The organism is Gordonia sp. CPCC 205515 (assembly GCF_048537925.1).
In the GTDB taxonomy this organism is placed as follows: Bacteria; Actinomycetota; Actinomycetes; order Mycobacteriales; family Mycobacteriaceae; genus Gordonia.
Genome location: NZ_JBCLVJ010000002.1, coordinates 554599 through 569015, shown reverse-complemented (window position 1 = coordinate 569015; position 14417 = coordinate 554599). Strand labels below are relative to the sequence as shown.

15 protein-coding genes are annotated in these 14417 nt (G+C 66.8%); 4 read left to right on the top strand and 11 right to left on the bottom strand.

Annotation, left to right across the window (positions count from 1 at the left end):
• Positions 1-48: 48 nt before the first annotated feature.
• The 10 genes from AAFP30_RS02965 to hrcA all read right to left on the bottom strand — a co-directional run bounded on the left by AAFP30_RS02965 (position 49) and on the right by hrcA (position 10694).
• The gene (locus tag AAFP30_RS02965; RefSeq protein WP_419228330.1) at positions 49-1455 is read right to left on the bottom strand and encodes a YhgE/Pip domain-containing protein; all 1407 of its coding nucleotides are present in this window, start codon (positions 1453-1455) and stop codon (positions 49-51) included.
• Entirely contained in the window at positions 1455-2357 is a 903-nt protein-coding gene (era, locus tag AAFP30_RS02960; protein ID WP_419228329.1) for a GTPase Era, read from the bottom strand. Before era ends, AAFP30_RS02965 begins: the two co-directional genes overlap by 1 nt.
• A complete protein-coding gene (locus AAFP30_RS02955; RefSeq protein WP_419228328.1) occupies positions 2354-2698 on the bottom strand; it encodes a cytidine deaminase in 345 nt (114 codons plus the stop codon). Before AAFP30_RS02955 ends, era begins: the two co-directional genes overlap by 4 nt.
• Positions 2695-4062 carry a hemolysin family protein gene (locus AAFP30_RS02950; RefSeq protein WP_419228327.1) on the bottom strand — a complete coding sequence of 456 codons (1368 nt, stop codon included), beginning with the start codon at positions 4060-4062 and terminating at the stop codon, positions 2695-2697. The genes AAFP30_RS02955 and AAFP30_RS02950 overlap by 4 nt, the downstream gene beginning before the upstream one ends.
• Before the next feature lie 2 nt (positions 4063-4064).
• The gene (ybeY, locus tag AAFP30_RS02945; RefSeq protein ID WP_419228326.1) at positions 4065-4634 is read right to left on the bottom strand and encodes an rRNA maturation RNase YbeY; all 570 of its coding nucleotides are present in this window, start codon (positions 4632-4634) and stop codon (positions 4065-4067) included.
• Positions 4631-6769, bottom strand: a complete 2139-nt coding sequence (locus AAFP30_RS02940; RefSeq protein WP_419228325.1) for a PhoH family protein — start codon at positions 6767-6769, stop codon at positions 4631-4633. The genes ybeY and AAFP30_RS02940 overlap by 4 nt, the downstream gene beginning before the upstream one ends.
• Positions 6770-6879: 110 nt before the next feature.
• Positions 6880-7659, bottom strand: a complete 780-nt coding sequence (locus AAFP30_RS02935; protein ID WP_419228324.1) for an alpha/beta hydrolase family protein — start codon at positions 7657-7659, stop codon at positions 6880-6882.
• A complete protein-coding gene (locus AAFP30_RS02930) occupies positions 7656-8405 on the bottom strand; it encodes a 16S rRNA (uracil(1498)-N(3))-methyltransferase (protein ID WP_419228323.1) in 750 nt (249 codons plus the stop codon). Before AAFP30_RS02930 ends, AAFP30_RS02935 begins: the two co-directional genes overlap by 4 nt.
• A gap of 14 nt (positions 8406-8419) precedes the next feature.
• Complete coding sequence (gene dnaJ, locus AAFP30_RS02925; protein ID WP_419228322.1) at positions 8420-9586, bottom strand: molecular chaperone DnaJ; 1167 nt, start codon at positions 9584-9586, stop codon at positions 8420-8422.
• 73 nt (positions 9587-9659) lie between these two features.
• Positions 9660-10694, bottom strand: coding sequence for a heat-inducible transcriptional repressor HrcA (gene hrcA / locus AAFP30_RS02920; protein WP_419228321.1), 1035 nt, complete (start codon positions 10692-10694; stop codon positions 9660-9662).
• A 105-nt stretch (positions 10695-10799) separates the two neighbouring features.
• Between hrcA and AAFP30_RS02915 the strand changes: the two genes are divergently transcribed.
• The 4 genes from AAFP30_RS02915 (at position 10800) to AAFP30_RS02900 (ending at position 13514) form a co-directional block, all read left to right on the top strand.
• A complete protein-coding gene (locus AAFP30_RS02915) occupies positions 10800-11258 on the top strand; it encodes a type II toxin-antitoxin system VapB family antitoxin (protein WP_419228320.1) in 459 nt (152 codons plus the stop codon).
• 152 nt (positions 11259-11410) lie between these two features.
• On the top strand, positions 11411-11893 hold the full coding sequence (locus AAFP30_RS02910) for a hypothetical protein (RefSeq protein ID WP_419228319.1): 483 nt from the start codon (positions 11411-11413) through the stop codon (positions 11891-11893).
• Positions 11894-11919: 26 nt separating this feature from the next.
• The gene (locus AAFP30_RS02905) at positions 11920-12657 is read left to right on the top strand and encodes an ABC transporter ATP-binding protein (RefSeq protein WP_419228318.1); all 738 of its coding nucleotides are present in this window, start codon (positions 11920-11922) and stop codon (positions 12655-12657) included.
• A complete protein-coding gene (locus AAFP30_RS02900; RefSeq protein ID WP_419228317.1) occupies positions 12654-13514 on the top strand; it encodes an ABC transporter permease in 861 nt (286 codons plus the stop codon). Before AAFP30_RS02905 ends, AAFP30_RS02900 begins: the two co-directional genes overlap by 4 nt.
• 29 nt (positions 13515-13543) lie before the next feature.
• Here the strand turns inward: AAFP30_RS02900 and AAFP30_RS02895 are convergent, their stop codons facing one another.
• Positions 13544-14407: a GGDEF domain-containing protein gene (locus AAFP30_RS02895; RefSeq protein ID WP_419228316.1), complete on the bottom strand. Its 864-nt coding sequence runs from the start codon at positions 14405-14407 to the stop codon at positions 13544-13546.
• Positions 14408-14417: the final 10 nt, after the last annotated feature.

The window sequence follows — 14417 nt, the reverse complement described above, 5'->3', positions numbered from 1 at the left end:
GCATTCTCCCACCCACCCCCGACAGTGGGTGCTCACCCACGCCGGGACTTATTCGGCGAGCTTGGCCAACCGTGGCGGCAGGGTCATGCCACCCGGGTAGCGACGCCACTTCTTGTGGTCGTAGTACTTCGTTCCGATCAATCCCAGCAGCACGCCGACGACCAGGCCGATGAAGCACTGGATCACCGAGCGGCCCAGGCCGGCGTCGAAGTCGGCGTCGAAGTAGAGGATGGCGCGCACACCCAGGTAGACGAGGTGCATCGGTTCGATGTCGGCGATCCAGGCGAAGAACCGGGGGCTCGCCTCCAGCGGCACCGTGCCACCCGAGGACGGCAGGCCGAGGATCACGAAGAACACCAGATTCAGGATCAGGCCAGGGTTGCCGAACACGGCCATCATCGACGCCGCCGAGATACCCACCGCGGCGATCACCAACACTCCGAACATCCACAACGCGAACGCATTCGGCAGTGCGGTGCCGACCGCCGTACACACCCCGATGAACAGCGCGGACTGCAGCACCGCCACCAACACCATGATGGTCCACTTGGCGGCGAGGGTGCCCCACCGCGAGATCGCCAGCCGTGTCCGCAGCTGATAGAACGGCCCGTACTCGATCGGTGTCTGCCCGAGCATCGCGTCGACGACGATGCTGACCATCATCGCGCCGGTGAACCCGGCGAGGATCAGCAGCAGCGTGTAGTAGAACGCGGATAGCCCGTTGCCGGATCCGTCGGGCAACGGCACCGGTTCCACCACCTGCACATCGACCGGATTGGCCATCGCCAGCTGCGCCGCGCCGGAGAATCCGATGTCGGCCTTGGCCAGCGTCGCCCGGACGGTGTCGGTCAGCTGCTTGCCGACCTGTGCGTTGACCTCCGACGACATCCGGTCGGCGAAGGTGGTGGTCACCGCCGACGCGAAGGTGCCCGACCCGCGGTTGATGTAGACGTCGATGACCATCGGATCCGGTTTGGCCTGCAGCACCGCCGAACGACCCAGCGCCACCGCACGATTGGTGAAGTTGGCGCCGATGAACACCACCCCGTACACCTTGGCGGCATTGAGTTCGTTGAGTGCCGTGGTCCGGTCCGCGCGGTGGATGGCGATCCCGCTCTCGGCGGCGGTGCTGATCACCCCGTCGGCGACCTGATCACCGAAGTTCTGTTTGCTGGTGGTGCCGTCGGAGTTGTCGACCTCACCGCCGCTGTCCTCGTTGACCAGCGCGAGCGGAAAGTTGTGCAGGTTCTTCTCCGGGTCCGCGATGGCGCCCATGTACAGCGCGGCCATGAACGACATGACCACCAGCACCAGCAGCAGCGGCAGGATCCAGAACCGCGGCGACCCGATGACGTCACCGATCGCGGCCCGCGCCGCCGAATCGCGTTCGACCTTCTCGTGTTCGCCGAGTCCGGACACCTGGTCGTCGGAGTCGTCCGAGTCGTGCCTGCCCATCAGAACCCCAGTCGACCCAGCTGCTTGGGGTCGCGTTGCCAGTCTTTCGCCACCTTCACATGCAGATCGAGGTAGATCCGGCTACCCAGCAGCTTCTCGATCTGCTGCCGCGCGGTGGTGCCGACGTGTTTGAGCCGCGAACCCTTGTGCCCGATGATGATGCCCTTCTGGCTGTCCCGCTCGACGTAGAGGAGCGCGTGCACGTCGATGATGCCGCTGTCGTCGTCGCGCGGGATCATCTCCTCGATCACCACGGCCAGTGAGTGCGGCAGTTCGTCGCGGACGCCCTCGAGTGCGGCCTCCCGGATGAACTCGGCCATCAAGACCTCTTCGGGCTCGTCGGTGAGTTCGCCGTCGGGATAGAACGCCGGTCCGGGTTCCATGAGCGAGACCAGCACGTCGGTGAGCACGTCGAGTTGCTTGCCCGACTTCGCCGAACACGGCACCACCTCGGAAGTGGGCCCCAGCAGTTCGGCCAGGGCGATGAGCTGCTCGCCGACCTTGTTCGGGGTGACGCGATCAATCTTGGTGACCACGCCGAGCACGGTGGTCTTCGGTGCCATCTCCCGCACCTGCGTGACGATCCACCGGTCACCCGGGCCGATCGGTTCGTCGGCGGGGATGCACACACAGATGACGTCGACCTCGGAGTAGGTGTCGCGGACGAGGTCGTTGAGCCGTTGCCCGAGCAAGGTGCGCGGACGGTGCAGGCCCGGTGTGTCCACCAGGATCAGCTGCGCGTCGTCGCGGTTGACGATGCCGCGGATGGTGTGGCGGGTGGTCTGCGGCCGGTTGGAGGTGATCGCGATCTTCTCCCCGACCAGCGCGTTGGTCAGCGTGGATTTACCGGTGTTCGGTCGACCGACGAAACAGACGAAGCCGGAACGGAACTCGGTCGTCATCGCCCGTCCACCCGACCGACCGGGATGCCGCGCTGATCGGTGAGGACCGCATAGGCATCGGCGCTGATCTCGTGCAACGTCGCCACACCGGGGTCGTCGGCGCTGCTGTTCACGAGTACCGCGGCCTCGAAGGCCTGCGCACCGCTGGAGAGCGCGCTCGCGACGGCGACCTGCAGTCCGGTCAGCGTCAAGGTGCGGGTCGCCACCGGCGCGCCGGCGTAGGTGCGGCCGTCTCCGTCGCGGACGGCCGCCGCCGACGACGTCTCCGCCCGGGCCAGGACACCCCGGGCCAATACAACCAGTTTCTGGTCCTCGTCGGACAATTCAGCAGGTGCGGTCACGATATGGAGTATTCCGTATCCCCATGATGTCGCGCCGGGCGGACGCGAGGCGTGTCGGTGTCGCGGTCGTCCGGCCCGTCGTCGTCGGGTTCGGGGCTATCGATGCGTTTGACCAGCACCGTGGTGATCCGCTGTCGCCCTTGCCGGTTGGGGCCGCCCTCGGCGATCAGCAGTAACCCGTTGGTTTCCACCCGGGCGCCCGGCAGCGGCACCCGACCCAGGACCAGTCCCAGCAGACCGCCGACGGTGTCGACCTCGTCGTCGTCGATGTCGAGTCCGAACAGTTCACCGAGGTCCTCGACGGGCAAGCGCGCGGACACGCGGTACTGCGCACCGTCGGCCTCGGTGCCGTCGAGTTCCTCGATGGGCGCGACCTCGTTGCTGTCGTATTCGTCGGTGATCTCGCCGACGATCTCCTCGAGGACGTCCTCGATGGTGACCAGTCCGGCGATGCCGCCGTACTCGTCGACGAGCATGGCCATGTGGTTGCGGGTGCGCTGCATGTCGGCGAGGACCCGGTCGAGCGGTTTGGAATCCGGGATGAACTCTGCCTCACGCATCCGGTCGCGGACCGGCGCGGACATGTCCTGTCCACCGGCGACGAGGTCCTTGAGGTAGACGACGCCGACGATGTCGTCGGGGTTCTCGCCGATCACGGGGATGCGCGAATGTCCGGACCGCACCGCGAGATTCACCGCCTGCGCGCAGCTCTTGTCCTGCTCGATCCAGATCATGTCGGTACGCGGCACCATGATCTCGCGGGCGTTGGTGTCGCCGAGGTCGAACACGGACTGGATCATTCGGCGTTCGTCGGCCGCCACCACGCCGCTGGCCTCGGCGAGGTCGACGACCTCCCGCAGCTCGACCTCGGTGGCGAACGGCCCGTTGCGGAATCCCTTACCGGGGGTCAACGCGTTACCGATGAGGATGAGCAACCGGGTCAGCGGTTTGAGCAGAATACCCATGCCCTGCAACAGGATTGCCGAACCAAGAGCGATGCTGTACGCGTTCTGCCGACCGAGGGTCCGCGGGCCGACGCCCACCGCCACGTAGGAGACGACCGCCATCACGACGACGGTGGTCACCAATCCCCAAGCCACACCCAGCACGTCGACAGCGACGTACCCCGCGAGTGCGACGGCCGCGGTCTCGCACACCACCCGCATCAGGACCGCGAGTCCGACATAGGTGGCGCGACCGCTCAGTACGGTCGCGAGCCTAACCGCGCCCGCCCGTTCCTCCTTGACCATGTCCTCGACCCGGGCGATGGACACGGTCGTCAGCGCGGCGTCGACCGCGGCGAAGAAACCGCCGATCGAGATCAGCACCACGGCGGCCACGACGAACCAGATGTCGTCGGCCACCCCTATCGCTCCTCGGTGGCCGCACCCGACGGCGGCTGCCCCGTTTCGGTGAACCCGATCTTGTCGAGGAGGCGGGTGTCGCGTTCGGCCTGCCGTTGGGACTGCGCCTGCCGGTGTCGTTGCGCGTAGAAGTCTTCGAGGATGTTGTTCTGCAGCCCGAACATCTCCTTCTCCTCCGCCGCGTCGGCATGGTCGTAACCGAGGAGATGCAGCACGCCGTGCACGGTCAGCATCGACATCTCGTGCTCGAACGACCGTCGTGCCTCTTTCGCTTGTTGCGCAGCGAATTTCGGACACAGGACGATGTCGCCGAGGATGGCCGGACCGGGCTCGGCGGCGTCTGGGCGACCACCGGGCACGAGCTCGTCCATCGGAAAGCTCATCACGTCGGTGGGACCCGGCAGGTCCATCCACTGCACGTGCAGATCCGCCATGGTGTCCTCGTCGACGCACACCACCGACAGCTCCGCCCCCGGATGCACGTCCATCTCACCGATCGCGAATTGTGCTGCGGCGATGATGAGTTCGGCCGGTACCTCGACGCCGGACTCGTTGGCCAGTTCGATGCTCATGAGCGACGTCCCTGCGACGACGAACGACGCGACGCACGGTTGCCATTGCGCAGCTCGTTCTCCTCGGCACGCCCGTAGGCGTCGACGATGTCGGCGACCAAGCGGTGCCGCACCACGTCGGCGCTCGTCAACCGCGAGAAGTGGATGTCGTCGATGCCCTCGAGAATGCGGGTCGCCGCGGTCAGTCCGCTCTGCGCACCGCCTGGCAGATCCACCTGGGTGGTGTCACCGGTGACGACGACCTTCGACCCGAACCCCAGTCGGGTGAGGAACATCTTCATCTGCTCACCCGTGGTGTTCTGCGCCTCATCGAGGATGATGAAGGCATCATTCAGCGTGTTGTGGGTCAAGAGGAAGTCCTCGGTGACATACAGCGCGTCCGCTGCCGCGACGCGAATGCACACCGCTTCGTCGGTGCCCTCCGGCTCGATGCTCTCGATGTACCGCTTTGGTTGCTTGCAGTCACCGGCCGCGTACTTCTCCACCTTGCGCGTGAGCCGGAACGGAGTGATGCCCTCGGGGAGTCGGATGTCGAGGATGTGGGCGTCGTGGCGGTGGAACACTGAGCGGCCACGGGCGTTTCCGGGCTTCCGCCCCGCCGCCGGTCGGGTGCGGTAATACACCACCCCGCCGAGCGACTGCACCAGAAGCGTCACGTCGTCGCGGAGTCGATCCGACACAGTTGTGTACTGCACCCGGCACGTGCGTCCACTTTGGCTCACCGGTCCACCGTCGGAGTCCAGTAGGCCTTGGAGCACGGCCAACCGAATGTCTGCCGCATTGAAGAGGTAGCTCTCCGGAACGAACTTCGTCGCCGACTTGGTACCCCACAGCCCCAGCTCGCGCATGACGTGCGTGACCGGATTCTCGATGGTGATCACCTCGCCGGGCGAAGTGACACGATTGAGGACGTAGTCCACCTCTGACTTCGGGGTCGCCCTGATACCCGGGATCGCAGCCACCAACGCGTTGATCAATTCTGGGTCGGCGGTGGTGAAACTCGGCGTGGCCACGCCGGCCATACAACCGTCACCGAGCATGAGACCCAGCGCATACGGATCCATCGGCACCGCCCGCGCGGCAAACTTCACCGGGGACGACAGCACGGGCAGTTCGTACCGGTGGTAGTGCGCGGCACGCAGGTTCCCGATCATCTCCTTCGCCTCGAGCACCCGTGGCCCCTTGCCGCTGCGGCGATCGGCGCGGGTGTAGACCGACCAGAGGTGATCGGTCGAGCACCGCACCGACGAGCCGTCTTGGGTGGTCACCCGGACGATATCCTTGAAGCCCTGCGGGTATACGCCGAGCACCTCGGTGGGTGAGCCGTTCGAACCGATCACGCTGTCACCGACCGCGATGTCCCCGATCGGACGGAACCCCTCCGGCGTCAGAACGCGGGTCGACAGCGGCTGCGCGCGGCCCCGCATGTAGGCCAGGGGCGCCACCTCGATCACGCCTGCCGCCATCAGCTTCGGGATCGCTTCGGGGTCCATCATGTCGTGCAGTGCGTCGTAGAGCGGCCGCAGATACGGGTCGATCTTCTCGCTCAGCGTGCCGGGCAGGAAGCCGAGACGTTCGCCGGCCTCCACCGCGGGGCGGGTGAGGATGATGCGGTTGACCGACTTGGACTGCAGCGCCTGCACCGCCTTGGCCATCGCCAGATAGGTCTTGCCGGTACCGGCGGGACCCAGTCCGAACACGATGGTGTTCTTGTCGATGGCGTCGACGTAGTGCTTCTGGTTCAGCGTCTTGGGCCGGATCGTCTTGCCGCGGCGCGACAGGATGTCCAGCGACAGCACCTCGGCCGGCGACTCGGTACTGCCCTCCGACAACATGGACACGCTGTGGCGCACCAGGTCGGGGCTAAGCGGGGTGCCGCGGCCGACGAGGTCGACCAGTTCGGCGATGACGCGTTCGGAGGCGGCGACGTCGGCGGGCACACCGGTCAGGGTGACCTGGTTGCCGCGCACGTGAATATCGGCCGGGAGCAGTTGCTCGAGCGTGCGCAGATTGACGTCGCTGGCTCCGAGTAGGCCGAACACCACTCCGGGAGATACTTCCACAGTCGAGGTGACAGATCGGCCCGCTGGAGTTCCGTTCGTCGGTGTGCTCACGTCGGGGTTGTCGTCACTCACGTATGAAATCACTCCTCAGTGTTCGGGGTCCGGGCACGACACCCGGGTGTTGTCAGTCTAACGCCATTGAACGCGGCGGCCCGAGCCATTAATCCCGGCCCGCATCGAACTCAGATGCCGAGCAGTCGCACCGTCCGCCGCGAGCACGCGCTGCGCGGATCGACGAAGGCGTCGTGTCCCTCGCCCGGGACGACGATCAGTTCCGCCGACTGACCCTGCGCGGTCACCAGCTCGACGTAGCGTCGGCTCGATTCGACCGGGATGGCGGTGTCGTTCTCCGCGTGCAGGGCGATGACGTGAGCGTCGAACGGTTCCTGCCGCAGGGGCGAGGCCTCGGCGTACCGATGCGGGATCTCGTCGACGGGACGGCCGAGTAGGTTGCGGATCGACGGCCGATCGGCACCGGCCTCCAGGTCGAGGGCCGCCGACTGGGCGATGACGGTGCGGATCGCGCACGTCTCGGTGCGCGCCCGCAGCTGCGCCACCGACCACACCGCCAGCTGACCGCCCGCCGAGTGGCCGACCACCGACACCGAGTTCCGGTCCAGACGCGCGGCGATCTCGGCCGGCAGCGCATCACGCACCGGACCATCGAGAGCCCGCATCGCGGCGACGACATCGCGTCCGGTGTTCGGCCAGCCGCCGTCGGGTTCGCCGACCCGGCGGTACTCGATGTTCCACACCACCGCACCGCGCTCGGTGAACTGCCGGGCGATGGCCGTCTCGATCGTCAGTCCGAACTCGGTGGTCCAGTAACCGCCGTGGATGAGCACCACCAGCGGCACCGGGCCGTCCGGGTCGAGTCCGGTCGTCGGGTGATAGACGTGCCCGAACTGTGAAGGGGCGCTGCCATATTCGACCTTGATCCGATGGGCGGCGCACTTCTTCATCGGTCCCACCGTTCGGTCAGCACACCCAGTGCGCCGAGGGCGACGGCCGCGGCGGTGGAGGTGCGTAGTACTTGCGGTCCGAGGATGACCGACGTCGCGCCGAGCGCGGTGAGGTCGGCGATCTCGGCGTCGTCGAGTCCGCCTTCGGGGCCGATCACCAGCAGTACCTCCGGGGCCTCGGCGAGCGGCAGTTCACGGATCGGCGTCGCACCGAGCTCATGCAGCACCGCGACGACCCCGCCGACGGCGATGACGTCAGCACACCGGGCGCGGATGTCGGTGGTGGTCGCCAGCGGTGCGATCTCCGGAACCCACGGGCGTCGGCTTTGTTTGGCCGCGGCTGTGGCTGCCGCCGTCCACTTCGCGATGCCCTTCTCCGACTTACCCGTCCAGCGCGCGACGCATCGGGCCGCCTGCCACGGCACCAGGCGGTCGGCGCCGGCCTCGGTCGCCAGATCGACGGCCAGTTCGGACCGTTCGGCCTTGGGCAGTGCCTGCACGACGGTGACGAACGGGCGCGGCGGGTGGGTATAGGTGACGGTGTGGGCGTGCGCGATCAGGGTGTCCTTGCCGCTGATCGCGGTGACCTCACAGTGTGCGGTCGAGCCCCGTCCGTCGCCCAGGGTGATGGCTTCGCCGACGGCGAGCCGGGTCACGGTGACCGCGTGGCGGCCTTCCGGTCCCGCCAGGGTGATGTCCGACCCGGCCGATCCGACGTCGTCGACCCAGAACAGCGGTGGACTCACCGAGGATGACCCGCTCAGCGTCCGGCGAAGGCGTTACGCAGACGCGAGAACAGTCCGCCGGAGGAGGCCGCGCCCGATCCCGAGCTGACGACCTCGACCTGCTCGGCGGTGGCCTCCCTCAGCCGCGCCAATGCGTCGGTCTGCGCATGATCGAGCTTGGTGGGCACGACGACGTCGAGGTGGGCGTGCAGCGTGCCGCGGACGCCGGTGTTCAGATGCGGCATGCCCTGACCGCGGACCTTGACCACCTGTCCCGGCTGGGTGCCCGCGCCGATGGTGACGTGCGCGGATCCGTCGAGGATGGTGGGGACGTCGATCTCGGCGCCGAGCGCCGCGTCGGCGATGGGCACCCGGATGGTGCAGTGCAGGTCGTCCTTGTCGCGGATGAACACATCGTGCGGCCGTTCGTTGACCTCAACGTAGAGGTCGCCGGCCGGTCCGCCGCCGGGACCCACCTCGCCCTGACCGGACAAACGCACCCGCATACCGGTTTCGACACCGGCGGGGATCTTGACGGTCATGGTGCGCCGCGACCGGACGCGTCCGTCGCCGCCGCACTTGTGGCAGGGGTCGGGGATGATCTCGCCGACGCCGTGGCAGGTCGGGCATTCGCGGACGGTCATCACCTGGCCGAGGAAGGACCGCTGTACCGCCTGGATCTCGCCGGCACCCTTACAGGTGTCACACGAGATGGGCTTGGAGTCGCCGTTGGTGCCCGATCCCTTGCAGATGTCGCAGAGGATGGCGGTGTCGACGGTGATCTCCTTGTTCACACCGGCGGCACATTCCTCGAGGTCGAGTTCGACGCCCACGAGCGCCGGCTCACCGGGTTGGACGCGGCTACGAGGTCCACGGCCCGAGCCGAATCCACCGCCGCCGAAGCCGCTGCCCGACCCGAAGAACGCCTCGAATACGTCGCCGAGGCCGCCGCCGGCGAAACCCCCGCCGCCGAAGCCTCCCGCACCGGGGCCGGCCAGCGGATCGCCACCGGCGTCGACGATGCGACGCTTCTCCGGATCGCTGAGCACCTCGTAGGCGGTGCTGACCTCTTTGAACTGCTCTTCCTGCCCCGGATTGACATCGGGATGCAGTTCGCGGGCCTTCTTGCGGTAGGCGCGCTTGATCTCCTGGTCGCTGGCACCCTGTGCCACGCCCAGAATGCCGTAATAATCACGTGCCACGGTTCGTCTCGGTCCTATCTCACGCTTGGTTTCGCACGGGGCGGGTCACTGATCGCTGCTGTCCGATATCTGGTCAGCGCTCGGCCAGAACCTCACCGACATATTTCGCAACGGCTGCCACCGACGCGATTGTTCCCGGGTAGTCCATGCGGGTGGGGCCGACCACACCGACGCTGCCGAATACCGTGCCCGAAGCACCGTACCCTGTCGATACGACAGACGTCCCACGCAGGTTCTCGGTCTGTGTCTCCTCACCGATCTGAACGGTCACCGACCCCATCTGCTGGGTGGTGGTCAGCAACTTGAGCACCACCACCTGCTCCTCCAGCGCGTCGAGCACCGAATCCATGCCGCCGACCACCGGCGTGAAATCGGCCGCCGAGCGGGCCAGATTCGACGTTCCGCCGAGCACCAGCCGATCGTCGCCGCGTTCCACCAACGTCTCGACGAGCACGGTCGCGACCCTGATGACGGCGTCCCGGATGTCGGCCGGGGCATCGTTGGCCAGTTCGGCCACCGCCAGCGATGCCGCCTCGAGACGCCGGCCGTGCAGCGCGGCCGAGAACATCTCCCGCAGGCGGGCGAGGTCCGTTTCGGACAGTTCGTCGGCAAGGGTGACGTTGCGCTGCTCGACTCGCCCGGCGTCGGTGATGACGACCAGCAGCAGGCGGCTCGGGGACAGCGACACCACTTCGAGGTGCCGGACGGTGGCCGTGGACAACACGGGGTACTGGATGACCGCGACCTGCCTGGTCAACTGCGCCAGCAGCTTCACCGAGCGACGCAGCACGTCGTCGAGGTCGACACCGGAGTCGAGGACCGAGAGGATGGCCCGCCGCTCGGCTGCCGACAGCGGTTTGATCTCGCTGATCCGGTCGACGAACATGCGGTAGCCCTTGTCAGTCGGCACGCGACCGGAACTGGTGTGCGGCTGGGCGATGTAGCCCTCGGCCTCCAGGACCGCCATGTCGTTGCGGACCGTGGCACTCGAGACGCCCAGTTGATGCCGTTCGACCAGCGCCTTGGACCCGATGGGTTCCTGCGTCGAGACGAAGTCGGTCACGATGGCCCGCAGGATCTCGAATCGCCGATCGTCGGTCGTCGACACGTGACACTCCTCCCAGATCGTGAGCACTGCCATACAGTGGTGACGTCCATCTTACGAACCGCCGGGCGATGACGGCGGGACGTGGCCGCGTCAGGAAGTTTGCCGATGATCTTCAAAGGGGTGCGGGAGGGCAAGCCCTACCCCGACCACGGACTGTCGTCGCGCGCATGGGCGAAGATCCCACCCCGGCAATTCCGCCTCGACGAATTGACCACGGTGACCAAGGTGCTCGCCCTCGACAAGCTGCTCAGCGAGGACTCCACCTTCTATGGCGACCTGTTCTCGCACGTGGTGCGGTGGCGCGGCGACCTCTATCTCGAGGACGGCCTCCATCGCGCGGTGCGCTCGGCGTTGCGCAACCGGCACATCATCCACGCCCGCATGCTCGATCTCGATGCGCTCGACCTCGCCGGCGAGACGTCGCTCGAGGAGCAACTCGGCGCCACCGTCGAACTGCCCGCCCGGCCCCGGGCAGCAGGCGCGCACCGTCGGGACCGAACGCCCGCGAACGGTTGGACGACGGGCTGGACGACTCCGCCCACGGCGCCGCGCCGACCCGAGTGACGCGAGATAAGGATTGACTCACCTAACCAAGCGTCGATAACATTCCGTTACCTCGCTGGTCGCAACTGCGATTTCAAAAGGGTGAATCGTGGACCCACGGGGGGTCGGATTCCACACGTTCGATTACCGCAGCAGCGGAAGGACAGATTCACATGAAAACACTCATCCGTCTCATCGCCACCGGTTTCTTCGCGCTGTTGCTCGGCGCGGGTCTGGCCACGCCGGCGCACGCCGACGTCGACATCCGCACCGGCAAGGCCGCGGATCTGCCGATCCGCTCGGCGAACCCGAGCAACGGCGAAATCGAGCGTTCCTACGCCGCCATGTGGAATCCCGATGTGCCACTGGCACCCAAGTACGCGGTCAGCGTGCGGGGCAACACCCCGCAGGTCCAGGCCGGCATCCAGAAGGCCATGTCCATGAGCCGGACGATGGACTTCTTCTCGATCAAGGGCCGGGTCACCGGCAAGTCCATCAAGGGCAACCGGATGACGGTGACCGGCAACGGCGTGATGGCCGGCTACCCCGCGCAGAGCTTCACCTACTACTACCTCCGTGAGGGTGGTATCTGGAAGTACGACTGGAAAGCCAACTGCAGCAAGGGCTGCCAGGGCAGCCCCAACTGGGGATACTGAGTGACCCGGGCGACTGCCGTCGCTCCATGATCGAAGTCACGGGCTTATCGAAGTCGTTCGGCAACAAGGTCGCTGCCACCGATGTGACATTCCGCGCCGAACGGGGTGCACTCACCTATCTCCTGGGCCCCAACGGCGCGGGCAAGACAACCGTTTTGCGGATGATCGCCGGGCTGTCGCGCCCGAGCGCAGGCACCATCTCGATCAACGGCTCTTCGCTCCGGTCGATGCCGGAGGTGAAGCGCGAGATCAGCTTCTGCCTCGGTGCGTTCGTGCGCAATCCGGCGCACACCGGACGGCAACACCTCCGCTGGCAGGCGCGGCTGGCCGGGATCCCGACCGCCGACGCCGACCGGGTGCTCGAACTCGTCGGGTTGGCCGACGTCGCCGATCGGCGAACCGGCAAGTACTCCTACGGCATGCTGCAGCGACTCGGCATCGCCGCGGCACTGCTGGGTGATCCGCAGACCATCGTGCTCGACGAACCGGCCAACGGTCTCGACGTCGAGGGCACACTGTGGTTGCGCGACCTGCTCACCGACCTCGCCGACGACGGCAAGTGCCTACTCGTGGCATCGCACAGCCTCGCCGAAGTGGAGATCAACGGTTCTTGGATCGTCATCATGGGTCAGGGAAGGGTCTTGTCCAATACGTCGCGCGATGAGATCGTCGCCGCGGGTTCCGGACCGCGGCCGCTCGAATCGGCCTACCTCGAGATCACCCGAAACAGCGTGGAGTACGCGGGAATCGGGAGCTCGCAGTGAGCCACCGGGCGCCGGACTCGGTGCCGACCGCGCCGCCGCCCACGGGTGACGTCCCCGGACGCCCGATTCGCCTCTCCCGGCACCTGACGCGGGCGGTGTCGAGCGAGCTGGCCAAGCTCTCGTGGCGCAGTCCGCTCTGGTTCGCGATCGTCCCGCTGGCCATCGTGATTCCCGTCGCGATCAACTTCGGTATCGCGAAGGCGACCCAGATGGAGGCTATCGACGGCAGCGGCGGCATGGACACCAACAACGCCGGCTACTGGGTCATCGTGTTCTCCACCATCATCATGATGTCGGCACCGGTCTCCTCGTTCTCGAACGAGTTCAAGGACCGGACGATCGAGATCGTCTTCTCGATCCAGCCGCGCCGCTGGCTGCTGCCGGTCGCCAAACTCATTGTCTTTGGCACTATTTCGGCCATCGTGATCGCAGTCACCATCTTCGGGATTCTCTGGGGGTTCCCGCACCTGTTTCCCGAGATCTGGGGTCGGGTCGACCTGTGGTCGGCCGCCGGGCTGCGGCAGTGGGCAGGCACCGCCTACCTCGCCGTGCTGATCTGCGCCCTGGGACTCGGGCTGGCGGTCCTCCTCCCCCGGCCGGGTCTGGTGATCATGGTGATCCTGCTGTGGATCTGGGGCGTCGAGACCTTCGTCGGCATGATCCAGGGCGACATCGGCCTCACGCTGCAGAACTACTCGCCCTTCAAGAACGCCACCCTCGGCGTCGGTCAGATCACCTCGATCGAGAGTCCCTTCGGCGGACCCAACGGCTCGCTCGTCTACTTCACGATCATCGCGGTTGCGGTTTTCGTGGCGGGTCTCCTACGTCTGGCCTCGACCGATGTGGCAAGCGAGTAACCGAACCCGCAGACCGCACATCCGATCGACTACAGCTCGCCGATCACCGACCGGAACGCGACGCGGTTGCCGCCGGCGCGTTTCGCGTCGTACATGGCCTCGTCGGCAAGCCGGATCAGCATCTCCAACTGCTCAGCAGCCCGGCTCGCGACGACGTCCACGAGGGGCACGGCGACCGCGCCGACACTGGCGGTGAGTCCGTATCGGCCGGCGAGCACCGCCTCGCGGAGACCCTCGGCAATCGACGTCGCGTCGTCGTCGCCGGTGAGGGCGGCGATCAGGAACTCCTCGCCGCCGATCCGGGAGACCAACGATCGCGGGCCCATGCCCGTTTCCAGCCCACCGGCGACAGCGATCAATGCCGCGTCCCCCTCGGCGTGCCCCAGCGTGTCGTTGACCTGCTTGAATCGGTCGAGGTCGACCATCGCGACCACGAGGTGCTCTCCCGTGGGACGCTCCGGACTCACCAGGAACTCTGACACGCGGATCTGGAATCCGCGTCTGTTGAGCAGTCCGGTCAGCTCATCGGTGTCGGAGTTGAGTGCATCGGGACCCAGCACCTGCAGCAGCGCCTGACACATCAGCGGGATCACGGTGATCACGCCGAACGCATTGAGGAACTTCGACGCCGCCAGGATCGGGTGGTGCTCCACGAGACGGCCGGCCATCACGGCCGAGGCGGCGACCGCGATGACGATGCCCCCGACCTGTCCGGCGGTTCCCGACGGCCCGGACGGACTGTGCATCATCAGGAACTCGATGAACCCGAGGAAGAGCACCGACGAACCGACGAACACCGACAGCGGCCGCTGGATACCGCGGGTCACCAGGTAGCTCGAGAGCCACTCGAAGTGGTCCGGCGCGGTCCACCACTGGCGGATCGGGTTGCTCATCGGCGCTCAC